We start from the raw sequence: 22,849 nt of genomic DNA on the forward strand, positions 1-22,849 counted from the left end.
GACAAATCAGTGCGCGTCGCGCGACCGCGGCGATCGCCCGCGCGCCTTTTCCCGTCGCGCCCGGAACGGGATTTGCTTTGATCCGGAGCGTATCGCCGCCAGGAGAGCCGCGATGGAATCATCCGCTCGAACAGCGCACGCGCGTCCGCGCAGCATCGAACTCGACAACGACGACACGCACGACAGCACGGTCGACACCGACGGCAAGAACCGCGAAGCGTCGCGCCTCGCCGGAGCCGGGCCGATCTCGCCCGACCAGGTCACGCGCAGCAACGCGTCGCTCGTCAACGCGATGCCGGAAGCCGGCGACGGCTTCGCCGGTTTCGACAGCCGAGCCGACGGCAATCATCCGGCGTTCGCGTTGCGCGCCGGCTACAGGGTGATCGAGAAAGGCTTCGACACGCCGCCCGCGGTCGACGCGCCGTACGGTCTCGTTCACCGGATGCACGGCAGCGCGTACTGGCCCGGCCACGGCCGCCGGCCGGAGCGCGTCATCGAGTTGACGGTCGCGCCGGGATAACCGGTACGGCGTTTGAATCGATCGTTCGTTCGCGAGCCGCCGTCGATCGATGGCGTGAATCGGCGCGTGCGAGTCGACCGCGCGCCGATACGCGCTCGAATGGTGCGGGCGCGAACGATTCCGCGCATGGGCATCGGCATTCGGCGTCATGCATGTCGCGCATCGCATCGACGCACATGCATTGACCGAAGTCATGGCTCGCCCCGGCGCGATTGCGATTGAATGGCGATGCGTGCGGCGCATCGGCATGGTCGCCGTGCCGGATCGATGCGTGCGCATGCGTTGTCGCCGACGATGCGGCCGAACACACGACCCGCGTCGCGCGGTGCGGCATGCGTCGCGCGCATGGCCATGCGCGACGGCGACAGGAACGGCGAGGCCGCGCGGCGCGGCGGGCATCTCGCTGCACGATCGTGCCCGTTGGTTTACTCTGCCTCGCAGCATTGCCCGGCCCGATCGGCCATCCGGCCGACTGCGTTTCAACCCGCCACTCGGAGACACTATGTACAAGCGTATTCTGGTTGCCGTCGACGGCAGCGACACGTCCCGCCATGCGTTCGATGCCGCGCTGGCGCTCGCGAAAGCGCACGGCGCGGAGCTGCAGCCGTTCTACGTCGTCGAGAACGCCGCGATCTACTACAACGTGCCCGGCTACGATCCGTCGGTGCTGCGCGATCAACTCGTCGCGCAAGGCAACGCGCTCGCGCAGGATTTCGCGAAGCTGATGCAGGCCGCCGGCGTGAAAGGCGAAACGCGGCTGAACGAAGCGACGTCGCTCAACGACGTATCGTCACTGATCCTCGACGGCGCGAAGACGTTCGGCGCCGATCTGCTCGTGCTCGGCACGCACGGCCGCCGCGGCTTTCGCCGCCTCGTGCTCGGCAGCATCGCCGAACAATGCGTGCGCCACGCGACGCTGCCGGTATTGCTGATTCCGGCGGCCGCCAACGCGGACGAGCCGGCCGCCTGAGCGGCGTTCGGCGGGCGTGGCCGGTCGCGACGTTTTGTCACCCGACAGCGGCAACTTGCGGTGGGACAATGATTTCGTCGATTCAACGCCGGAGTAAACGATCATGCTGACGCCCGTCGCCACCCGCCCCGCCGCCACGCCCCATGCCGGTAGCTGGGCTCCCCGCCAGGCCCCGCACTGCTCGTCGTGCGCGATGCGGCACCTGTGCATGCCGCAGGGCCTGGCGCCCGAAGCGCTCAGCCGCCTCGAGTCGGTCATCTGCGCGGCACGCCCGGTCAAGCGCGGCGAAGCGCTGTTCCGCGAAGGCGACGCATTCGACAACCTGTACGCGGTGCGCTCCGGTTCGCTGAAAACCGTCGCGACACGCCACGACGGCCGCGAACAGGTCACGGGCCTGCACCTCGCCGGCGAAGCGCTCGGCCTCGACGGCATCTGCGACGACACGCACCCGCGCACCGCGGTCGCGCTGGAAGACAGCTCGGTCTGCGTGATTCCGTACAGCGCGCTCAAGGCGCTGTGCTCGGAAGCCGGCTCGATGCAGTTGCGCATGCACAAGCTGATGAGCGAACAGATCGTGCGCGAAACGTCGCAGACGATGCTGCTCGGTTCGCTGAACGCCGAAGAGCGCGTCGCCGCTTTCCTGCTCGACGTCTCGTCGCGCTACCTGAAGCGCGGCTACTCGCCGTCGGAATTCAACCTGCGGATGACGCGTGAAGACATCGGCAGCTATCTCGGGATGACGCTCGAAACGGTCAGCCGCACGCTGTCGAAGTTCCAGAAGCGCGGCCTGATCGAAATGCAGGGCCGCCACGTGCAGATCGTCGACTTCGACGGCCTGCAGCACCTCTGACACCGCACGGCGCGCGCCGCTTGCGTCACGTCGCCGGTCAATCGAGAAACAGCGCGGCACGCGCCTTCAGCGCCGCGCTGAAATCGTCGAGCCAGCCGATCGACAGACGCCAGCTCTGCCAGTACAGATCGATGTCGATGGTTCGCCCGCGCGACATGTCGATCAATTCACCCGCCGCCAGTTGGCGGTCGACCATCCGGTCCGGGCACATCCCCCATCCCAATCCCGTTTCGCATGCGCGCAAATAGCCCGCGACGTGCGGTATCCAGTGCTGCGGCGGATCGAGATCCGCACGCGTCACGCGCCGGATGAAGCGCGCCTGCAACCCGTCCTTCGGATTGAACATCACGCACGGCGCGCGACGCAGCGCATCGCGCGTGATCCCCGCGTCGAAATAACGTGCGTAAAACGCCGGCGCGCACACCGCGCGATAGCGAATCCGCCCGAGCCGCTCCGACCGGCATCCCTGGATCGGCTCCGCCTGCGCGGTCACGGCCCCCTGCACGCTGCCGTCGCGGATGCGCGAGGCCGTGTAATCCTGATCGTCGATCACGAGGTCGAGCAGCGTCTCGCGTTCCGTGCAGAACGGTCCGACCGCGTCGATGAACCACGTCGCGACGCTGTCGTCGTTGACGGCCACGCGCAACGTCGGCCACGCGCTCGCGATCTGGCCTGGCAGCGCCGGCATCCGGCCGCCCAGTTCGGCTTCCAGCAACTGCACGCGTTCGGTATGCCGGCACAGCAGCGCGCCCGACGTGGTCGCGACGCACGGCTGCCCGCGCTTGACGAGCACGCTGCCGACCCGCTCCTCCAGCAGCTTCACGCGCTGCGACACCGCCGACGGCGTGATATTCAGCTCCTTGGCCGCCCGCTCGAACGAACCGTGGCGGATCACGGCCGCGAGCGCATCGAGCAACGCGTAGTCGAGCATTAGATTTCCTTAATCTGCATTAGGTGATTTAGCTTCTCTTATTTCCGTGCTGCTCGCAGACTAGCGCTACCCGATTCATTCGTCTACCGCTTCCACGGCTGTCCCCTCATCATGAACTGGCTCGCTTTTTCCCACGGCGCCGCACTGTGTGCGTCGCTCATCGTCACCATCGGCGCGCAGAATGCGTTCGTGCTGCGCCAGGGCATCATGCGCTCGCACGTCGGCAAGATCGTGCTGCTGTGCGCGCTGTCCGACATGATCCTGATCGGCGCGGGCGTCGGCGGCGCATCGGTGCTCGTCGAACGCTATCCGACCTTCGTCCATGCGGTGCTGTACGTCGGCCTCGCGTATCTCGCGTGGTTCGGCATCAACGCGCTGCGCCGCGCGTTCAAGCCGGGCCACGACACGCTCGACGTGCGCGGCGACGCGGTCGCGCCGCCGCCGCAGAGCGCGCTCGCGATCGTGCTGATGACGCTCGCGTTCACGTGGCTCAACCCGCACGTGTATCTCGACACGTTCCTGCTGATCGGCACGGCCGGCGCGCGCGAGCCGGAAGGCGGGCGGCTCGCGTTCGCGATCGGCGCGATGACGGCCAGCGTCGTGTGGTTCGTCGGGCTCGGCTATGGCGCGCGATTGCTGGCCCCGTGGTTCCGCAAGGCCGTCGCGTGGCGCGTGCTGGATGGCGCGATCGGCAGCATGGTGCTGTTTCTCGCGGCCGTGCAGTTGCGATAGGGAGGGAAGTGTCGCGGCCGATTCCGTCGTTCGGGTCGTAGTCGTTGCCCGTGCCATCTAAGCCGGCCGTGAACCGCCGGGCTTCGGTCCCTCCTTTCATTGCCCGCCCCGCAGCGGATCGAGCGTGCCCGCTGCGGATCGAATCCTTGACCGGCGCGAAATCGCGCGATGCGTCGAATGGGAGAGATTCCGGCCAGGCGTCCAGCGTCAATTCCACCGGGGCGGCTTCTTGCGCCCATGGAACGGACTGGGAATTTCCTTCAGGCTCGCGCGATCGGTCAGCTTGCGCCGCGCGTCGCGCTTCGAAAGGGTCACCTTCGGGGCCGGGCCGTCGACTCCGGAATCCCTGTCGCCTTCCACCGCGCCGTCGGGGAAAAAGTCCAGCACGATGCCGCCGCTCTTGCCCTTGACGGGCGGGCGCGCAATCGTGATCTCGCCTTCGCACCATGCCATCCCGGGGCGATTTCATTCGAGTCGCTTCCTGCATCCGCCGCCAATCCTCCGCCGGCCCCAGCGCCAGCGCCTCCGGAATGCCTGCCCCTGCGCCACCTCGTCGAACACGGCGGCCATCGCCTTCCTCTCGTCCTTCACGAAAATCAGTAATAACTACAACATTTCGTGCGTGCCGGACCGGCGCTCGAACGGATCGCACCGCCGCGATCCCGTCGCGTCGTCCGCCATGCCGGCACCCGAGCACGAAACCTGCAGGTCGGTGCAGCGCCAGCGGAACCTCGCCACGCGCTGCGCCGTCTCAACGCGACCGGCTTCAGTCGCGCAGTCCCCTCCCGTCACCCTGCAGATATCGGAGCAGAACATGGCACATCGCACCCTCGGTACCTCCAGCATCCAGGTTTCGCCGCTCGCGTTCGGCGGCAACGTCTTCGGCTGGACCGTCGACGAAAACGCATCGTTCGCGTTGCTCGACGCGCTCGCCGACACCGGCATCAATTTCATCGACACGGCCGACGTCTATTCGGCGTGGGTTCCCGGCAATCACGGCGGCGAATCGGAAACGATCATCGGCAAGTGGCTGAAGCGCTCGGGCAAGCGCGAGCAGGTCGTGATCGCGACCAAGGTCGGCCTGCTCGACGCCCGCGCGGGGCTGTCGAAAGACAACATCCTGAAAGCCGTCGACGATTCGCTGCGCCGCCTGCAGACCGACTACATCGACCTGTATTTCTCGCACCGCGATCTGGCCGACACGGCCCCGCTCGAAGAAACGCTCGGCGCCTATCAAACGCTGATCGACGCGGGCAAGGTGCGCATCATCGGCGCGTCGAACTACAGCGGCGCGCGCCTGCGCGAGGCCGCCGCGATCAGCGCGCGCGACGGGCTGCCCGCCTATCAGGTCATCCAGCCCGAATACAACCTGCTCGACCGCGCCGACTACGAACGCGATCTCGAGCCGGTCGTGCGCGACCTGAAACTCGGCGTCGTCAACTACTACGCGCTCGCGAGCGGCTTCCTGTCGGGCAAGTACCGCAGCGAGGCCGACCTGAAGAAGAGCGTGCGCGGCGATCGCGTCGCCGGCTATCTGAACGAACGCGGCCTGCGCATCCTCGCCGCGCTCGACGCCGTGTCGGCGAAGCACGGCACGCAGCCGGCCGCGATCGCGCTCGCGTGGCAGATCGCGCGGCCGACGATCACCGCACCGATCGCGAGCGCGACGTCGCTCGCGCAACTCGCCGTGCTCGGCGACGCGATCCGCGTCACGCTCGATCAGGACGACATCCGCCGAATCGACGAAGCCAGCGCGCCCTGAAGCCGGTGACGACGGCGAGCACGCTGCCGTCGTCTTCGTCGAAGTGAACCGGCAGCGCCGACTCCACCGCCGCACGGATGTCTTGACTCGCACGGCCGCTTGCGTCGACCGCGCCGCCGAACCGTCGGAAAACCGGCATCACTCCGCGGCCGCGCGCACCGCGTCGCGCAGCGCCATCGGCGACGCGCCGTAGCGCTCGCGGATCGCGCGGCTGAAATGCGCCTGGCTCGAAAACCCCCAGCGAAACGCGATCTCGCCGATGCTCGTCTTGCGCAGCCGCGCATCCGTCAGCTCGCGATGCGCGTGCGACAGCCGCTCCGACCAGATGTGCTGCGTGATCGACTCGCCTTCGGCCGCGAAGAGGCGGCCCAGATGCCGCAGCGACAGCCCGACCGCATCGGCGACGGCCTGCGGCCCGAGTTCCGGTTCGCCGAGATGCGTCGCGATGTACTGCTTCGCGGTCAGCAGATACGACAGCGACGCGCGCGACGCACCCGCACCGTTCACTTCGGCGTCGATGAGCTCCGCGATCAGCGTGCGCGTGTGCTCGGCGAACCGCTCGGCGTCGCGCTCGACCGGCGTCTTCATGAATCGCTCGACGCTCGCGCGCAACGTCGCGCCGAGCATCGCGCCCGCGCCCGGCTTCGGCGCGATCCGCAGCGGCAGCGCGGCGAGTTCCGCATCGAGCCGGTCGTCGAATGTCGCGATCGGGATGTCGATCAGCAGTTGCCGCATCGGCGTCAGGAATCCGAACAGATACGGCACGCGCGTGTCGTAGACGACGACATCGCCGGCTTCCGCGAGCAGGCATCGGTCGCGCTGGATGAAATACGCGCGCCCGCTCACGATCTGGCACGCGAACAGCGACTCCTTCGGCAACTGGCGCACCAGCGCTGGGCTGCGCTCGATCACGTGATCCTGCCCGCTGATGTCGGCGATGCCGAGGCCCGGCAGCGCGATGTCGGTCTTCTCGACGTCGAGCCCGGCCGGCGACAGCGACGAGCAGCGCAGGCCGACCAGCGTCGCCGCGTTGAACGCATCCCAGTACGCCATCCTGTCGCGCGCCGGCACGTCGGCGGTCGAGCCTCGCGTGCGTGAAAAAACGGTCGAATTCGTCACGTCGCCTCCTGCTGGCGCCTGTCGTGCGCGGCGGCACGGATTGGGGGATGGTCCGTCTGGTTTTTGGTGCGATGCAATGTCCGGCGCGGTCAAGCAATTCGTCCGGCCCAGTCAAGAGCGGCGCGCACCGGCTGGCTAAAGTCGAGCCCACGACACCCATACACCAGGAGACACACCGTGGTCGACAAAGCCGTATCCGAATTCTGGCAAAACATCCCGGCGATTGCCAATCCGTTCAAGCCCGATGCGCTGCCCGAAGCCTACATCCCGAACGCGGCCACCGACGACGAACGCTATTACGTTCCGTTCACCGAAACGGTTTCGTCGCGGCCGCTGTGGATCTCGCCGTCGCAGAACAAATGGTGCGACATCCTGATGGCGAAGGAAGCCGGGCTCGTAAACCGGCACTATCACCCGCACGAGGTGTTCGCGTACACGCTGTCGGGGAAATGGGGCTACCTCGAACACGAATGGACCGCGACGCGCGGCGATTTCGTGTACGAGACGCCGGGCGAAGGCCACACGCTCGTCGCGTTCGATCACCCCGAGCCGATGCGCGCGTTCTTCATCGTCAAGGGCCCGCTGATCTGGCTCGACGACGCCGGCAATCCCGACGGCTACTTCGACGTGCATTCGTACATCGCGATGTGCAAGGCGCATTACGAGAAGGTCGGCCTCGGCGCGCAAGCGATCGAGAAGCTGTTCCGCTGACGCGCAGCGAGGCTCGCGATGATTTCCCCGTCCTCCTCCCGCCCCGCATGGACGTACGAGAACAGGCTGCTGCTGATCCTGTTCATGACGTTCGGCTTCGTGTTCTTCGACCGCCTCGCGCTGTCGTTCCTGTTTCCGTTCATGTCGGCCGAGCTGCACCTGACGAACACGCAGCTCGGCATGGTGTCTTCCGCGCTCGCGCTCACGTGGGCGCTGTCGGGCGCCGTCACCGGCGCATGGTCCGACGCGCGCGGCACGCGCAAGCCGCTGCTGATCGCGGCCGTGCTCGGCTTTTCCGTGTGCTCGGCGCTGTCGGGCCTCGTCGGCGGCTTCGCGAGCCTGATCGCTTTTCGCGCGCTGATGGGTATCGCCGAAGGCCCCGTGCTGCCGCTGTCGCAATCGCTGATGGTCGAGAGTTCGACGCCGAGCCGCCGCGGGCTGAACATGGGCCTGCTGCAAGGCTCGGCCGCCGGCCTGCTCGGCGCGATGATCGGCCCGCCGGTCGTGATCGGCATCGCCACCGCATACGGCTGGCGCGAGGCGTTCTACGTGTCGTGCATTCCCGGCTTCCTGATCGCGTTCTGCATCTGGCGCTGGGTGCGCGAAGTACCGCCCGGCGGCGTGCGCCACGCGCAGGCCGATATCGCCGCGGCACCGGCCGCCGCCGGCGCGACGGTCAGCCGCTGGGCGCTGCTGAAGGAACGCAACATCCTGCTGTGCGTGCTGATCAGTTGCTTCTTCCTCACGTGGTTCGTCGTGATCATCTCGTTCGCGCCGGTGTTCCTCGTGGAAAGCCGCCACCTGTCGCCGTCCGACATGGGCGTCGTGATGACCTGCCTCGGCGCCGCGTGGGTGTTCTGGGGCTTCGCGGTGCCGGCGATCTCCGACCGGATCGGCCGCAAGCCGACGATGATCGTGTTCGCGCTGATCGCGGCCGCGTGCCCGGTCGTGCTGATCCACGTCGGCTCGGTCTGGGCGCTCGGCACGCTCGTGTTCGTCACGTACACGGGCCTCGGCTGCTTCACGCTGTTCATGGCGACGATCCCCGCCGAAACGGTGCCGCCGCACGCGATCGCGAGCGCGCTCGGGCTGATCATGGGCGCCGGCGAGCTGATCGGCGGCTTCGTCGCGCCGACCGTCGCCGGCTTCGCGGCGGACCGGTACGGCCTGCAGTTCGCGATGTGGACGTCGACCGCCGGCGCGGTCCTCGCGTGCGTGCTGTCGTTCGGCCTCGTCGAAACCGCGCCGGCCGTACTGCGCAAGCGCGCGCTCGCAGGCGCCGCCGCCGGCCGCCTCGATGCGCGGAACCTCGGAGGACGCTGACATGCGCGCACTTCAATGGCATGGCCCGCGCGACGTCCGTCTCGTGGAAATCGACACGCCGCATGTCGGCCCCGGCGACGTGCGCATCGCGGTCGCGTATTGCGGCATCTGCGGCAGCGACCTGCACGAATATGCGGACGGCCCGCACGCGATTCCGGTCGACGCGCCGCATCCGCTGTCGCGCCGCACCGCGCCGCTGACGCTCGGCCACGAGTTCTGCGGCACCGTCGTCGAGATCGGCGAAGGCGTAACGACGCTGCGCACGGGCGACCGCGTCGCGGTCGAGCCCGAGTATCGCTGCAGCCAGTGCGCGTACTGCCGCTCGGGGTCGTACAACCTGTGCGAGTCGATGGGCTTCGCCGGGCTGATGGGCGACGGCGGGATGGCCGACTTCGCGGTCGTGCCGGCCTACATGCTGCATTACCTGCCCGATGGCGTGAGCCTCGAACAGGCCGCGGTGATGGAGCCGGCTGCCGTGGCGCTGCACGCGCTGCGGCGCGGCGAGCTGCGCCTCGGCGAGACCTGCGCGGTGTTCGGGCTCGGGCCGATCGGCCTGCTGTTGATCATGCTCGCGAAGCTGCAGGGCGCGACGACGATCGTCGCCGTCGACGTGTCGCCCGAACGGCTCGCGGCCGCCACGCGCTTCGGTGCGACGCATGCGTTCGACGCGCGCGGGCTCGATGCGTCCGCGTTGCAGGACGCGATTCGCGCGGCCACGGGCGGGCTCGGCGTCGATACGAGTTTCGAAGCGGCCGGATTGCAGGCCACGTTCGAATCGGCGATGCGGGCACTGCGCAAGGGCGGCCGCGTCGTGATGGTCGGCCTGATGCCGCACGCGGGTTTCGACGCGTTTCGCGCGGTCAACGACGAGCTGACCTTCACCGCGAGCGTCGGCTATCGGCATGCGTACGAAGATCTCCTGCGCATCGTCGCGTCGGGCGCGCTCGACCTCACGTCGATCGTCACCCGCACCGTCTCGCTCGAGAATGCCGTCGCCGACGGCTTCGACGCACTGCTCGCCGACCGCACGCAGATCAAGATTCTCGTTTCACCCGCGCAGCGGCCGGCCCGTCGCGCCTCCACCACCGGGAGTGTCGAGCATGAATCGTCAGTGGGCGTTTGACGGGCAGTCGGTCGTCGTGACGGGTGGCACCTCGGGCATCGGCGCGCGCACCGCGCTGCGCTTCGCCCAGGCCGGCGCATCGGTCGTCGCGCTGGGGCTCGACGCGGCCGGCCCGCATGCGCCCGTGCATGCCGGCATCCGCTGCGTCGAACTCGACGTGGCCGACGGCGCCGCCCTGACGCGCACGATCGCCGCGCTGCCGCTGCTCGACGTGCTCGTCAACGGCGTCGGCATCAGCCGCCACGCGGACGAGTACCGGATGGACCAGTTCGAGCACGTGCTGAACGTGAACCTGACGTCGGTCATGCGCGCATCCGACGCCGCGCGGCCCGCGCTGGCGGCGAACGGCGGCAGCATCGTCAATGTCGCGTCGATGTACACGTACTTCGGCAGCAAGGACCGGCCCGCGTACAGCGCGAGCAAGGGCGGCATCGCGCAACTCACGCGCTCGCTCGCGCAAGCGTGGGCCGATCGCGGCATCCGCGTGAACGCGGTCGCACCGGGCTGGATCGACACGCCGCTCAGCAGCGCTCTGATGGCCGACACGCAGGCGTCGCGCCGCATCCTCGAGCGCACGCCGCTCGGGCGCTGGGGCACGGCCGACGAAGTCGCGGAAGTCATCCTGTTCCTGTGCTCGCCCGGCGCGTCGTTCGTCACCGGCGCGATCGTACCGGTGGACGGCGGGTATTCGACGGTCTAGCACGCCGAGCACGGCGCATCGGCGGATCGACGCGACCTGCCGATGCGCATTGCGCGGCGCTCTTCGACTGTCGACGAGCCGGGTCGCCCGGCTCGGGTTTCTTCATATCAATCAGTAGTCCGACTAAAAAATATCCGGCTCGATCGGACCCTGTGAGGAGCACTTTGGAGATGACGAAAAAGACCTTTCTGGCGCTCGCGGCCTGCACGCTTCCGGCCGCCGCGCTCGCCCAGAGCAGCGTGACGATGTTCGGGCTGATGGATGCCGGCATCAGCTACGTCGGCAATCAAGGCGGCCACGGCAGCGCAAAATTCGACGACAACATCTTCTTTCCGAACCTGCTCGGCTTCGAAGGCAAGGAGGATCTCGGCGCAGGCACGCGTGCGATCTTCCGGCTCGTCAACCAGTATTCGCTCGGCAACGGCTCGATCATCGGCGGCGGGCTGTTCGCGCGCACGGCTTATGTAGGATTGCAGAACGACCGTTACGGCACGCTGACACTCGGCAACCAGTACGAGTTCATGGTTGATTCGCTGGCTGCCGGCGGCAACGAGATCGCGCAGGATCTCGTCGGTCTGTACGGCTTTCGCAACGGGCCGTTCGACCGGCTCGCGCTGCCGAACAACCCGACCGGCGCATTCGACTGGGACCGCGTCGCCGGCAGCAATCGCGTCGCGAATTCGGTCAAGTACACGAGCCCGTCGCTGTCGGGCCTGACCTTCGGCGCGCTGTACGGCTTCGGCAACGTCGCGGGATCGATCGGCGCGAACAACACGGTCAGTGCGGGCGTCAGCTACGACAACGGGCCGTTCGGCGCGGGCGCTGCCTATACGAACCAGAAATACGGCGCGGCCGACGGCCTGCCGCCCACCAGCGTGCGCAACTGGGGCGCGGGTGTGCACTACACGGTCGGCACGGTCACGGGGAAGGCGCTCTTCACGACCGTGCACAACGCGCAGAACGGCGCGGGCGCGTGGTCGGCGGAAGCCGGCGCCACCTGGCGGCCATCGCCGGTATGGGTGATCGGCGCGAGCTACACGTACATGAAAGGCAACGATACGCTCGACAACGCGCACGCGCATCAGTTGCTCGCTGCCGTGCAGTACTGGCTGTCCAAGCGCACGATGGTGTACGTCGCGGGCGTGCATCAACGCGCAAGCCGCGGCAGCCACGCGCAGATCAACGGCGTGATGGACGCGGACGGCGCGTCGAGCGGCGCGTTGCAGTCGATCGCGCGGATCGGATTCAGTACGCGGTTCTGATCCGGCGCGGGCCGCCGGCGTTCCGGCCTCCGCGCGGCAGACGACGAACGCGCGCCGCCGGTTCGGCCGCTGCGTTCGTCCGTCGTCCTTCACGTTTCACTCGGCGTTCGAAGGCCGCGGGGCCGGAAGCCGATGCCATGACGGCCGCCGCTCCCGAACTAATCGCCGGCACGCTCCGCCGCGCCGACCTCCTTGGCGAAGGCGAGCAGCAACTCGCCGAGCCGACCCGGTTGCTCCTGCTGAATCCAGTGCCCGGCGCCGTCGATCAGCTCGATGCGATTCATTCTCGTCGTCGCCTTCGTCCTCATCAGGTCGAGCGCGCCCGGCGCCGAATAGGTACCCCAATCGCTCTTTCCGCCAATGAAGAGCGACGGGACATCGATGGTCTTGCCCGAAAACAGGCGCAACTCGGCGTTCAGATCAGGATCGGAAAAGACCCGATAAGCCTGCAGGGCGCCTTGAAATCCCGTGCGGCCATACTCCGCCGTGTACACCGCGAGTTCCGGCTCGGTGAGCCACTTGCAGGCCCGGACCTCGGCGGCGGACGGCTGGAATGGCGCGACGGTCTGGGGCATCGTCTTGCCGAGATCCATCACGTAATAGGTGGGCATCCGTGCAAGCTCCGTGGCGGTCCGCGCCTTCAGCGGATACGGCTTGTTTCCCGGCCAGTCCGCACTCTTGACATGGAAGAACGCACGAAGAAAGGCGTGCAAGCCTTGAGGCGGGTGCCACATGTCGTCGTTCGCCTGCCGTGTGCTCAAGTATTGCTGGTAATACTCCCTCGGCGGGTCGAGCGATGCCAGCGCGGCCGCCAACTTCTGGTTCTCGGTGTTCGGATGAGCCGACGGTGCGTCGCTTTGCGCGGTGTCGAACGGAAAGGCCGGCGGCCCGGGAAACGGTGCGCTCATCAGCACGACCGACGGAAAAACGTCCGGTCGTGCCAGCGCGCAATAGGCCGCGACCGGCGAGCCGAGGTCGTGCCCGACGAGCATCGTCGTGCGCCGATATCCCAACGCCGAAACCAGTCCGAGGGCATCGCGCGTCATATTCAGGAGACCGAATGGCTCCAGAGGGGCGTCATAGTCGTTCACCCAGCCGGTGGTGCGCCCGAAACCCCGCTGGTCGGGCGCAACGACGTGATACCCGGCGTCAGCCAGGATCGGGAGAAGGTGCCGCCAACCGTAAGCCAGATCCGGAAAGCCGTGCAGAAGCAACGCGAGCGGCCGGCCGGGACTTTCGTAGCCGGCCTCGAGAACATGGACATCGAGGCCGTTGACCCCATGGATCATGCGTGAGCGAACCCCGCCGGGAAGCGTTCCTTCGCCATATGTCGACGCGCCCAAATCAGTTCCTCCCTGAGGGGTTGCGCGGGCCGGCCGAAGTAACGCCGCAACCAGGCCGGCCGCGCCCATCGCCAGCACCGCTCGTCGGGATGCCGATGGCTGGATTGCATAACGGGACATCGCTCATCTCCGATATATGGTGATCACCATACTATGGCGATCACCATAGCCACGTCAAGCGGAACGTGGTAGCTTGTCGGCATGACACGCAAGACTGACGCGCGCGCTCGCGCCATTGCCACGGCCGAGCGACTATTCCGCATCCAGGGCTACACCGCGACCGGCTTGACCCAGATACTCGAAGAAAGCGGCGCGCCTAAAGGGTCGTTCTACTTTCATTTCCCACGGGGCAAGGCGCAACTCGCGGAAGAAGCCATCGACAACTATGTTGCGAAGCGAATGGCTGTCTTACGGGATATCTCGGCGAGTACGGCGGGCGATGCGCTGGATTTCGTTCATCGACTTTTCAGCGCGTTCGCGGCCGAAATGGTCGATTCCGATTTCCAGTATGGATGTCTGATGCAGAATCTCGCGAATGAGCTGCCCGCGCTCGACGCCGAGCTGACCCAACGCGTGGCGCGCGGATTTGCCGAATCGACCGCGATTATTGCGGCGCATTTCAGGGGGTGCGGTTTCGCTCCCGCGCGCGCGTCCTCTGCCGCAGCCGCATTGGTGGCCGCCCTCGAAGGCGCACGAACGATCGCCCGCCTGGAACGCACGCCGGCTGTATTCGAAGCGCTGGCAGAGGTCAGCGGCCAAAGGTGGGCCGCGCCGGAGGGGTGATCCGGCCCGATGCTCGTTGCCGGACCACTACGTTGGGTTTGCTTCGGCTCGAGCAGGAGCACGTCGCGCTTATTCTCCCGACTGCGTCCATTCGGGGCGCGCCGAGGCAGCCGGACAACTTGAGTGCATGGAGCGTGGGCATGCAGAAGCAACCGAAAAAGGCCGAGCAGGTCGGCCCACCGGCGACCTCGAGGCTGAGCCGGTCGTACGGCACCGCCGATTTTGTCGACGCGTTTTCGGTGGAGTTGCCGGCGACGGCCTGCAACGACGCTGAGTCTCTCGCTCGATACGTCTTTGCAGGACAACCCCAATGGATCGCCATGCTGCAGGGAGTTCGCGACATGGCCGTCCGGCCGTTCGGCCTTAAAACGACGATCGACCTGAAAGCCGCGAAGGACGATCGGCTCAGTATTTTCCGCGTGTTCGAACGGCACGAAGACGAGATCATTCTGGGCGAGGACGACGCCCATCTCGATTTCCGCGTGTCGGTTCTCGTGCAGCCTGCCGCCGAGGATCGGCCCCGGCAACTGATACTCACTACGCTCGTCTTCTACAATCGTCTGCTGGGCCGCGCCTATCTCGGCGTGATCGCGCCTTTCCATCGCCTCGTCGTGCGAGCCTCGCTCGACCAGGCACAGAAGCTCGGATGGCCCGGCCGGTAGCGGCGAAGACGAGGTATCGCGATCCGTTTCCACCGGATCCACCGGATCATCGCACGCCCGCTCGCCGCCAGGGGGGCGCAGAGCACGTCGATATCCCCAGTCCGCTACATCAAGTCGATGGCGGCAGAATCGCCCGAGGCGGCGATCACCTCGGGCTGCCATTCGGCGGAGGGCCTGGCGATGCGGCCTGAGCGGTCGAGCCCCTCCATCAGCGCCCACCAGTTCGGATCGTCCTGCCCGAACTCGACGCGCGTGCCGTCGTCGAAGCGCAGCATCAGGACAACGATGTCGCCCACGAAGATGTCGCGCAGTTCGGCCCGCGCGCCGACGAGCACAGCGAAGGGCAGCCGCTTTTCCGTGCCGTTCGGGAAAACCAGCCGCACACCATCGGGCTCGATGTACCTCGCTGGCTCATGGCGGCGGGCGAAGCGGGTCAATCGTGCGTTGATGCGATCAATCCAGCCCATCTTCGGATCCATGTGTCGCTGACCATGCCTGACGCCGCCGTCGCGGCCGGCGCTGATTCCGGCATTTTACGGTTCGCGAGCCGAACGATGTCTCGCTGCATCAAAGGTTCTTGCTCCGAAGCCACGCACGGAGCGCTTCGATGTGCCGGGCCTTGCATTCCAGCGGCAACCAGTGTCCCGCCGGCATCGTCGTCACGGTCAGGTCCGCGCATGCCGCACGCATGGGGTCGCCCTGGCGATTTCCGGTGATGCTGCAAATCTGATCGAATTCGCCGTTGACGAACAGTACCGGCTGCAACAGACGGCCGCCATCCGGCGCGCTGCGTGCGTAAGCGATGTTGGCCTCATCGTTCAGATACCACGCGCAGGCGGGACGGAAGCCATGCGTATCGAACGACGCTACCAGCGCTTCGAAGTCCGCCGGCGGCCACAGAGCCGGATCGGGGCGAGTCGGCGGCGCACGATGCGCGGCACCGAAACGCCCTCCATTGCGCGTGACGACCGCATTTGGCGACACCTTGCCGATCCCGTCAGGGTCGCCCGGTCGAAAAATCGACGCCAGCGATGCTGTCCGGTCCGCATCCAGGTCGGCTACCGCCGCGTCGAAATGCGTCGTGTAGTAGCGGTAGTAGTCCCACTGGCCATCGGGATACGCGTCGGCAGGATAAATCGTCCGGTCGATCAGCGGAACGACCGTGCTCAGCGCGTGCCCGTCGGGTTGATAGGCCAGCGACGTCAGCACGACGCCACGGCTGCGCTCGCGCTCACGTGCGGACAACTCGGCGGCCACGACGCTACCCCAATCGTGCCCCACCCAGATCGCAGGCTCGCCGCCGAGATGATCGTGGAGTTCGGTCATGTCCTTCACAACGGCCTCGATGGTATAGGCGTCGTGGGCTTCAGGCGCAAAAGAGCCGCCGTAGCCGCGCAGATCCGGCGCAACGCAGTGCCAGCCGTCGGCGGCAAAGGCCTCCATCTGGGCGCGCCACATCAAGCTCAAGCTCGGCCAGCCATGCAGAAAAAATATCGGCGGTCCCTCGGCCGGCCCGCTCTCGAGATAGTGCGTCGGCCGACCCGTCACGTCGAGCGTGCGCGATACCAGCGAGTGTCGAGATGTCTCCGTCATGATCCGAAGCTCCGGTTGATTTCAGAGGGTTGCCGAAGGCGAAAGGGCTGCCGTTCGCCGGGCTACTTGCGTTCGATCATCAGCGCCACACCCACCAACGCGATGCCGCCGGCCATCAGCTTCACGCGCGTCAACGGCTCGTGCAGCAAAAGCGCCGAGAGACCCAGCGCGATCACCGGCGCCGCATAGTTGAAGGTGTTGGCGAGCGTCGTCGAGACCCGGGCGTTGAGCGTCAGGAACACGGCGTAACCGATCAGCGTGCTCGCCACGACGAGAAACGCGAGTGCAGCCCATGCCGCCGGCGATACGCGCGCAAGATGCGTCGTCGCAGCGATCCCCGACACCGCGACGATCGCGCCGAGCACCGCACCGGCCGATATCAGCTGTATCGCCAGGCCGATGACGGGGTCGCGAGGCAACGCCAGTCGCGGCGCGAGCAGCGATCCGGCTGCCCACGCGGCCGTCCCGGCAAGCGCAAGTGCGGCGCCCATCGGGCGGAAGTCGCCGCCGGTAGCAGAGGTCCAACCCATCAGCGCGAGACCGGCAAAGCCGATGGCGACCCCGGCGACCTGACGGCCTCTCAGCGGCCGATGAAACACCGCCCATGCGAACAACGCCAGAAAGAGCGGCGAAGACGAACCGAATACCGCGGCCACCCCTGCCGGCAGAAAATGCGTGCCCCAGATCGCGAGCGCCTGACTGGCCACCAGCATGATGACGCCGATCGACGCCGCCCCACCCGACTCGCGGACCGACGCAGGCGAACGGCGCCAGCGAGCCAGCGCGAAAGGCGCAACGACGAGCGCCGCAAGCGAGAAGCGCAATGTCGCCACCATCAGCGGATGCAACGCGTTCCCGGCGACCTTGAAAGCCAGGAAATTGGCGCCGTTGTAAAACCATTGATAGCCGACGGCGAGCGCGACCCAGCCGCGGCGGGCGCTCCAACCGGCATGGGTCGTGGTTGCCGCCGTCACGGGCTACCCTTCCGCCCGCCGAGTGCGGCGAGCGTCACCTCCTTGCTGCGGAGGCACAGGCTCCTGAAATGCTCGATATAAGGGGCTGCCATGGGGCTGTTTCTGTCGATGACCTCGTATGCGATTGCTTCAATGCTAGCGAGCGCTTCGTTATCCCGATAATGTGGAGTTTCTATCGCTGTTATCCGCTTATTGAATAACCGCGTTACGCCTGCTTTACTTCTGCAATGGATCGAGCCGGAACTCACGGAGGCGCCAGTGGACTCCCGTCTTATCGAGTACTTCTTGCGTGTGGCCGAACTCGGCAGTATCAACAAGGCCGCCATCGACTTGCGGCTCTCCCAGCCGGCGCTGTCGCGCCACATCGCGCTGCTCGAGCATCAACTTCGCGCGAAGCTCTTTACGCGAACGCGCGGCGGCGTTCAGCCGACCGAGGCCGGCATGCTGCTGGCGGAGCGAGCAAGACCCATTCTTCGGCAGTTGACCGCCTTGGTCGAGCAGGTCGGCGACCGCGCCGCGGGCCAGTTGGCGATAGGCGTTGCACCGTCCTGGCGCAATCTCTTCACAACGAATTTCGTGGCGCGGTTGGTCGCCGACTATCCGCGCGTGAGGCTTCGAGTTCACGAGGGCGTGAGCCACGAGCTGCGCGATGTCATGCATTCCGGCATGCTGGATCTCGCTATCGTCCCGTTCGAAGCGTCGCCGCCGCAGGGCTATGTCCATACCCCCCTCGTTCGGGAGCCCCTCGTTCTCGTGAGCGCCAGGGACGCCGGCTTGAGGCCCGACAAGGCGGTGCCGTTGGCGCGTCTCGGCGATCGCAAACTCGCGCTGGCGGGAAAACAGAATGTCATCCGCTCGACCGTCGAGCACGCGATGGCCCGTCGCAACGTCGAACTCGACATCCTGTTCGAACTCGATGCGATGCATCTCTCGATGGAACTCGCCCGGCGAGGTATCGCCGACACCGTCACGCCATGTTGCGCGGTCAGCGGCAATGCGTTTTGGGAAGAGTCGATCTCGTGGAGTCCGATCCGGGGCGCCTGCATCACCTGGGCGCTCTGTGAAAATACGGCGCGCTCGCATTCGCAAGCGGTGCTCGAGGGGAAACGGATGATCGTCGGGATGGTCGGCGAAATCGTCGACAGCCGAACCTGGCGCGGGGCCGAGCGCCTGAACGCGAATATCGACCCGCTGTTCGTGGAAAGGGGCGGTTGAATCCGCAAGCACGCTGCCGGCACGTGGGAGCAGCATCCACGCGAAGCCGCGGATCGCCCAGTACCACGCACATGACCATCGCATCGCCCCCCTGTCGTGCGTTTTCAAGCGTTCGAGGCGCACCTCGGCGCTACCGCTACGTCGCCAAGCCCGGCGCGTTGGGCAGCTCGCCGGCTCCTTCTTACCCATGCGCCTGCATCGCGGTATAGCGCGTGGCCGTAACCGGCTTCGAATCGACTTCGGACACCGTTTTGGGTATTGAGACCCGACAACGCGCCAATCGGCACCGCCCCGCACTCCCATCCCACCCCAATAATTCTCCTTGACGCCCTATCTTTCGATATATATCTTTAGATATGTTTTACGATACATAGGACACGATCATGCGACACAACCACTTCCGCGGCCATGCCCGATGCGACGGTCATGGTGCGCATGCCGGCCCTGACTGGTTCGCCGGCGTCTTGCACGCGATCGGCCGCCATCGCCGCGGCCACGACCCGTTTGGCGGCGGCGGCCCGTTCGGCGGCCGGGGCGGGCGCGGCGGCTTTGGCGATTTCGGCGACGACGGCATGCCGCGCGGCCGCCAGTTCAGCTCCGACGATCTCCAGCTGCTGCTGCTCGCGCTGGTGGCCGAACAGCCGAGCCACGGCTACGAACTGATCAAGGCGCTCGACACGCGCTCGAACGGTTTTTACAGCCCGAGCCCCGGCATGGTGTATCCGGCGCTCACGTATCTCGAGGAAGTCGGCTTCGTCGCGTCGCAAGCGGAAGGCAACCGCAAGCGCTATGCGCTGACCGACGCAGGCCGCGCACATCTCGACGCGCAGCGCGAGCGCGTCGACACGCTGTTCGCGCGCCTCACGCACCTCGCTCGCAAGATGGAATTCATGCGCCGCGCGTTCGCCGGCGAATCGGCGGGCAGCGAAGCGCAGGACGAGTCGCAGGCCGGCTGGCTGCCGGAATTCGTCGAGGCGCGTCTCGCCCTCAAGCGCGCGCTGCTGCACAAGAGCGCCGCCGATGCCGACGAACAGCGCCGCATCGCGGCCATCATGCGCCGCGCGACGGCCGAAATCGAAGGCGGCGGCGCGTGATCCGCGCCGCCCTGCCACCACTCAAGGAGAACGGATCGATGCAGAACACGTCCGAGCGCACCGTCACCCGCGTGCGCCACACCCTCAAGTTCCGCCTGCTGCAGGTGCTGCGCGTGCATACCGTGACGCCGCATCTGCTGCGCGTCACGCTCGGCGGCCCCGACCTCGCCGATTTCGAATCCGCATCGTTCGACGATCACGTGAAGGTCTTTTTCCCGCCGCCGGGCGCGGAGCGGCCCGCGCTGCCGACGCTCGGCGCGAACGGCCCCGAGTTTCCGGAAGGCGAACCCAAGCCGGTCGCGCGCGACTTCACGCCGCGCCGCTTCGACCGCGCCGCCCGCGAACTCGATCTGGAATTCGTGTTGAACCATCCGGGCCCTGCCTCGCAATGGGCCGCACAGGCGCGCGTCGGCCAATGGCTCGGCATCGGCGGCCCGCGCGGTTCGTTCGTCGTCCCGACCGATTTCGACTGGCATCTGCTGATCGGCGACGATACGGCGCTGCCGGCCGTCGCGCGGCGTCTCGAGGAATTGCCGGCCGGCACGCGGGCGGCGGTCGTGCTGGAAGTCGCGGATCGCACCGCGCAGATCTCGTTCGATACGCGCGCCGACGTGCATGAAATCTGGCGTTTTCGCGCCGAAACCGACGCGGCGAACGGCGACGCGCTGCTCGATGCCGTGCGCGACCTGCCGCTGCCGTCGTCCGGCGACGGCTACGTCTGGGCGGCCGGCGAAGCGCTGTCGATGCGCGCGGTGCGTCAGCACCTGACCGGCGAACGCGGCGTCGACAAGTCGCGCATCCGCGCGGCGGCCTACTGGAAACGCGGCGCGGCGGCCGTGCATGAAACGCTGGAAGACTGACCGGAAGATGCGCGCCCGCTTGCCGGGCGGCTGAAACAATCGTGGCGCCGGCGCAGCGGCGGGCTTGGCATCGGCATCGCGGCTGGTATATATCTACGTCTGCGACGCCGCTGTCGGGCGACAGCCGCCGCAGCCCGCCCAGGAGCGCCCGGTCATGACAAAAGAAAGCCACGCTTCGCCTTTCCTTCGCCACCTGAAGATCGCCGGTTATTGCGGCCTCGCCGCAGTCGTTCTCGCGCTGTTCGTCGCGATGTGCGCGATCCTGACGGAAAGCGCCCGCGACCGCGATGCCGCGCGGCATCCGGCCGATACGCCCGAACTGCACGACGCGGGCGGCGGCCCGTCCGCCTCGGCCGAATCGGCCCGCACAGCCGGCTCGTCCGGCTGACCGCGTCCTGCCGCTTTCTTTCGCTTACGGCGCCTGCCGGCGCCCCATCACGGCCGCGTACACCAAATCGCCGAGCCGTTCGAGCAGCGCGGTCACGCGTTGCCCGTACAGGTGCGCGGCCAGCGCGCCCGCCGTGCCGACCAGCACGCCACCCGCCATGTCGAACGGCCAGTGCACGCCCGCATAGATGCGCCCCCATGCGATCGCGACGGCCATCGCGGCCATCACGAAACCGGTGACCCGCGTCGTGCCGCCGAGCAGCAGCCCGACCGCCATGCTCCACGCGAACGTCATGTGATCGCTCGGAAACGAGCTGTCCGGCGCGTGCGGAATCAGCTGCGTGCCGACGCCGGCCATGAACGGGCGCGGCGAGAACCACACGTGCCCGAGCAGCTGCGCGAGCACGAGCGCCACGCACACGCCCACGCCGGCTTCGATCGCCTGGCGCCGCGCGGGACGCGCGCCGACGATCCAGGTCAGCAGCAGCATCGCGGGCAGCGCATAGACGAGCCAGTCGGCGGCGAAGATCGCGAGGCGGGCAACGCCCGGGTGCGGTGCACCCCCGGCATTGATGGCGGAAAAGAGGGCGAGATTGAGGTTCTGCATGAATCCGGTTGCGTGGCGCGTAAAAGATCGGCCGGTTGCCCGGCCGGAGGCGAACGAATGCTAGGGCGTGGCCGCTTAAGCGATGCTTAATGCGGCAGTCGCTCGAACCAAGGCCGAGCGGCGAACGCACTTAGAGCCTGCACTGCAACACAAGTTCACACAATTGTCATATTGCCGCGCGAACGTCCCCGTAAAAGCTCACCACGCCTCCCGTAAAGGCTCACCTTTTTCACATGATGGCGTCATCGACACGTGCCACCATCGCCCGGCCGGCGTGCCGTCAGGCCGTTTGCATCGTTCATCTCAATATTTACGCGTCGAATTATTCGAAATCGGCAACAATTAATTCCAGATGCGGCATCGCACAACGGCAACGCACAGGCATACGATTACGACCACTCATCCACGAAGCGATCAACAACAAGGAGTCCGCATGAAACCCAGCGATGTCCGATCGAAAGCGTTTGCGATGCCGTTGACCAGCCCTGCGTTCCCGATGGGCCCGTACCGTTTCGTCGATCGTGAGTTTCTGATCATCACGTACCGCACCGATCCGGACCGCCTCCGCGAAATCGTCCCCGAGCCGCTGCAGGTCACCGAGCCGCTCGTGCATTACGAATTCATCCGCATGGCCGATTCGACCGGCTTCGGCGATTACACCGAAAGCGGCCAGGTGATCCCCGTCGAATACAACGGCCAGGCGGGCGGCTATACGCTGGCGATGTATCTCGACGATCACCCGCCGATCGCCGGCGGCCGCGAGCTGTGGGGTTTCCCGAAGAAGCTCGCGTCGCCCACGCTGCACGTGAACACCGATCACATCCTGGGCACGCTCGACTACGGCAAGGTGCGCGTCGCGACCGGCACGATGGGCTACAAGCACAAGGAGCTCGACATCGACGAGCAGACGAAGCGGCTCGCTGGCCCCAATTTCCTGCTGAAGATCATCCCGCACGTCGACGGCACCGCACGCGTCTGCGAACTGGTGCGCTATTACATGCAGGACATCAAGATGAAGGGCGCGTGGACGGGCCCCGCATCGCTCGAGCTGGCGCCGCACGCGCTCGCGCCGGTGGCCGATCTGCCCGTGCTCGAGATCGTCGAAGCGCGCCACCTCGTCGCGGATTTGACGCTGGGCCTCGGCGAAGTCGTCTACGATTACCTGGCCCAGTAACACGTCCGTAGTCCTTCTCCCTGTCAATCCTTTCACTACGGGAATTCGAACATGAGCAACCTGAATGGCAAGACCGCAGTCGTCACGGGCGCCGCGAGCGGCATCGGCAAGGAAATCGCGCTGGAGCTGGCCAAGGCAGGCGCGGCCGTCGCGA

General features: G+C 66.8%; 26 protein-coding genes. 18 read left to right on the top strand and 8 right to left on the bottom strand.

Annotated elements, in window-relative coordinates; translation table 11 throughout:
• Nucleotides 1–112 precede the first annotated feature (112 nt).
• From WT53_RS28355 to fnr, 3 genes are all read left to right on the top strand, one after another.
• Nucleotides 113–520, top strand: a complete 408-nt coding sequence (locus WT53_RS28355) for a DUF3005 domain-containing protein (RefSeq protein WP_034205775.1) — start codon at nt 113–115, stop codon at nt 518–520.
• A gap of 502 nt (nt 521–1,022) precedes the next feature.
• Nucleotides 1,023–1,490 (top strand): universal stress protein, encoded by a 468-nt coding sequence (locus WT53_RS28360; protein WP_034205776.1) that lies wholly within the window; start codon nt 1,023–1,025, stop codon nt 1,488–1,490.
• 103 nt (nt 1,491–1,593) lie between these two features.
• On the top strand, nt 1,594–2,340 hold the full coding sequence (gene fnr / locus WT53_RS28365) for a fumarate/nitrate reduction transcriptional regulator Fnr (RefSeq protein ID WP_027809557.1): 747 nt from the start codon (nt 1,594–1,596) through the stop codon (nt 2,338–2,340).
• Between the two features lie 37 nt (nt 2,341–2,377).
• Here the strand turns inward: fnr and WT53_RS28370 are convergent, their stop codons facing one another.
• Entirely contained in the window at nt 2,378–3,271 is an 894-nt protein-coding gene (locus WT53_RS28370) for a LysR family transcriptional regulator ArgP (protein WP_034205777.1), read from the bottom strand.
• 111 nt (nt 3,272–3,382) lie between these two features.
• Here WT53_RS28370 and WT53_RS28375 point away from each other — a divergent pair, with 111 nt between their 5' ends.
• Nucleotides 3,383–4,003 carry a LysE/ArgO family amino acid transporter gene (locus WT53_RS28375; RefSeq protein ID WP_034205778.1) on the top strand — a complete coding sequence of 207 codons (621 nt, stop codon included), beginning with the start codon at nt 3,383–3,385 and terminating at the stop codon, nt 4,001–4,003.
• A 207-nt stretch (nt 4,004–4,210) separates the two neighbouring features.
• Here WT53_RS28375 and WT53_RS28380 read toward each other — a convergent pair whose 3' ends face one another.
• A complete protein-coding gene (locus WT53_RS28380) occupies nt 4,211–4,456 on the bottom strand; it encodes a hypothetical protein (RefSeq protein ID WP_230624862.1) in 246 nt (81 codons plus the stop codon).
• A 361-nt stretch (nt 4,457–4,817) separates the two neighbouring features.
• Between WT53_RS28380 and WT53_RS28390 the strand changes: the two genes are divergently transcribed.
• Entirely contained in the window at nt 4,818–5,765 is a 948-nt protein-coding gene (locus tag WT53_RS28390) for an aldo/keto reductase (RefSeq protein ID WP_034205780.1), read from the top strand.
• Between the two features lie 138 nt (nt 5,766–5,903).
• Here WT53_RS28390 and WT53_RS28395 read toward each other — a convergent pair whose 3' ends face one another.
• Nucleotides 5,904–6,884 carry a helix-turn-helix domain-containing protein gene (locus tag WT53_RS28395; RefSeq protein WP_034205781.1) on the bottom strand — a complete coding sequence of 327 codons (981 nt, stop codon included), beginning with the start codon at nt 6,882–6,884 and terminating at the stop codon, nt 5,904–5,906.
• 177 nt (nt 6,885–7,061) lie between these two features.
• Here WT53_RS28395 and WT53_RS28400 point away from each other — a divergent pair, with 177 nt between their 5' ends.
• The 5 genes from WT53_RS28400 to WT53_RS28420 all read left to right on the top strand — a co-directional run bounded on the left by WT53_RS28400 (nt 7,062) and on the right by WT53_RS28420 (nt 12,003).
• Nucleotides 7,062–7,595 (top strand): 2,4'-dihydroxyacetophenone dioxygenase family protein, encoded by a 534-nt coding sequence (locus WT53_RS28400; RefSeq protein WP_034205782.1) that lies wholly within the window; start codon nt 7,062–7,064, stop codon nt 7,593–7,595.
• A gap of 18 nt (nt 7,596–7,613) precedes the next feature.
• The gene (locus WT53_RS28405; RefSeq protein ID WP_034205783.1) at nt 7,614–8,918 is read left to right on the top strand and encodes an MFS transporter; all 1,305 of its coding nucleotides are present in this window, start codon (nt 7,614–7,616) and stop codon (nt 8,916–8,918) included.
• Between the two features lies 1 nt (nt 8,919).
• Nucleotides 8,920–10,041, top strand: coding sequence for a 2,3-butanediol dehydrogenase (locus WT53_RS28410; RefSeq protein ID WP_034205784.1), 1,122 nt, complete (start codon nt 8,920–8,922; stop codon nt 10,039–10,041).
• Nucleotides 10,019–10,741, top strand: coding sequence for an SDR family NAD(P)-dependent oxidoreductase (locus WT53_RS28415; RefSeq protein WP_034205785.1), 723 nt, complete (start codon nt 10,019–10,021; stop codon nt 10,739–10,741). The genes WT53_RS28410 and WT53_RS28415 overlap by 23 nt, the downstream gene beginning before the upstream one ends.
• 170 nt (nt 10,742–10,911) lie before the next feature.
• Nucleotides 10,912–12,003, top strand: coding sequence for a porin (locus tag WT53_RS28420; RefSeq protein ID WP_034205786.1), 1,092 nt, complete (start codon nt 10,912–10,914; stop codon nt 12,001–12,003).
• Nucleotides 12,004–12,161: 158 nt separating this feature from the next.
• Here WT53_RS28420 and WT53_RS28425 read toward each other — a convergent pair whose 3' ends face one another.
• Complete coding sequence (locus WT53_RS28425) at nt 12,162–13,292, bottom strand: alpha/beta fold hydrolase (RefSeq protein ID WP_034205787.1); 1,131 nt, start codon at nt 13,290–13,292, stop codon at nt 12,162–12,164.
• Nucleotides 13,293–13,547: 255 nt separating this feature from the next.
• On the opposite strand from WT53_RS28425, the gene WT53_RS28430 reads away from it, so the two are divergent.
• Together WT53_RS28430 and WT53_RS28435 are read left to right on the top strand one after the other, a co-directional pair.
• The gene (locus tag WT53_RS28430) at nt 13,548–14,129 is read left to right on the top strand and encodes a TetR/AcrR family transcriptional regulator (RefSeq protein ID WP_034205788.1); all 582 of its coding nucleotides are present in this window, start codon (nt 13,548–13,550) and stop codon (nt 14,127–14,129) included.
• 140 nt (nt 14,130–14,269) lie between these two features.
• Nucleotides 14,270–14,791, top strand: a complete 522-nt coding sequence (locus WT53_RS28435) for a DUF2867 domain-containing protein (RefSeq protein ID WP_034206290.1) — start codon at nt 14,270–14,272, stop codon at nt 14,789–14,791.
• Between the two features lie 104 nt (nt 14,792–14,895).
• Here the strand turns inward: WT53_RS28435 and WT53_RS28440 are convergent, their stop codons facing one another.
• The 3 genes from WT53_RS28440 to WT53_RS28450 form a co-directional block, all read right to left on the bottom strand.
• The gene (locus WT53_RS28440; protein ID WP_155294402.1) at nt 14,896–15,270 is read right to left on the bottom strand and encodes a hypothetical protein; all 375 of its coding nucleotides are present in this window, start codon (nt 15,268–15,270) and stop codon (nt 14,896–14,898) included.
• A gap of 88 nt (nt 15,271–15,358) precedes the next feature.
• Nucleotides 15,359–16,384 carry an alpha/beta hydrolase gene (locus WT53_RS28445; protein WP_034205790.1) on the bottom strand — a complete coding sequence of 342 codons (1,026 nt, stop codon included), beginning with the start codon at nt 16,382–16,384 and terminating at the stop codon, nt 15,359–15,361.
• A gap of 62 nt (nt 16,385–16,446) precedes the next feature.
• A complete protein-coding gene (locus WT53_RS28450) occupies nt 16,447–17,358 on the bottom strand; it encodes a DMT family transporter (protein WP_034205791.1) in 912 nt (303 codons plus the stop codon).
• A gap of 258 nt (nt 17,359–17,616) precedes the next feature.
• On the opposite strand from WT53_RS28450, the gene WT53_RS28455 reads away from it, so the two are divergent.
• The 4 genes from WT53_RS28455 (at nt 17,617) to WT53_RS28470 (ending at nt 20,915) form a co-directional block, all read left to right on the top strand.
• Nucleotides 17,617–18,573, top strand: coding sequence for a LysR substrate-binding domain-containing protein (locus tag WT53_RS28455; protein WP_052100168.1), 957 nt, complete (start codon nt 17,617–17,619; stop codon nt 18,571–18,573).
• Nucleotides 18,574–18,956: 383 nt separating this feature from the next.
• Nucleotides 18,957–19,667, top strand: coding sequence for a PadR family transcriptional regulator (locus WT53_RS28460; RefSeq protein WP_060262411.1), 711 nt, complete (start codon nt 18,957–18,959; stop codon nt 19,665–19,667).
• 38 nt (nt 19,668–19,705) lie between these two features.
• Complete coding sequence (locus tag WT53_RS28465) at nt 19,706–20,527, top strand: siderophore-interacting protein (protein ID WP_034205793.1); 822 nt, start codon at nt 19,706–19,708, stop codon at nt 20,525–20,527.
• Between the two features lie 154 nt (nt 20,528–20,681).
• The gene (locus tag WT53_RS28470) at nt 20,682–20,915 is read left to right on the top strand and encodes a hypothetical protein (RefSeq protein ID WP_034205794.1); all 234 of its coding nucleotides are present in this window, start codon (nt 20,682–20,684) and stop codon (nt 20,913–20,915) included.
• A gap of 24 nt (nt 20,916–20,939) precedes the next feature.
• Here the strand turns inward: WT53_RS28470 and WT53_RS28475 are convergent, their stop codons facing one another.
• Nucleotides 20,940–21,521, bottom strand: a complete 582-nt coding sequence (locus WT53_RS28475; RefSeq protein ID WP_060262414.1) for an undecaprenyl-diphosphatase — start codon at nt 21,519–21,521, stop codon at nt 20,940–20,942.
• Between the two features lie 433 nt (nt 21,522–21,954).
• Here WT53_RS28475 and WT53_RS28480 point away from each other — a divergent pair, with 433 nt between their 5' ends.
• Together WT53_RS28480 and WT53_RS33695 are read left to right on the top strand one after the other, a co-directional pair.
• A complete protein-coding gene (locus tag WT53_RS28480) occupies nt 21,955–22,695 on the top strand; it encodes an acetoacetate decarboxylase (protein WP_006485181.1) in 741 nt (246 codons plus the stop codon).
• A gap of 51 nt (nt 22,696–22,746) precedes the next feature.
• The coding region (locus WT53_RS33695; protein ID WP_143155811.1) for an SDR family NAD(P)-dependent oxidoreductase at nt 22,747–22,849 on the top strand (103 nt) is incomplete at its 3' end.

Origin of the sequence: Burkholderia sp. MSMB2157WGS (assembly GCF_001532755.1) — a bacterium.
Taxonomy (GTDB): Bacteria; Pseudomonadota; Gammaproteobacteria; order Burkholderiales; family Burkholderiaceae; genus Burkholderia.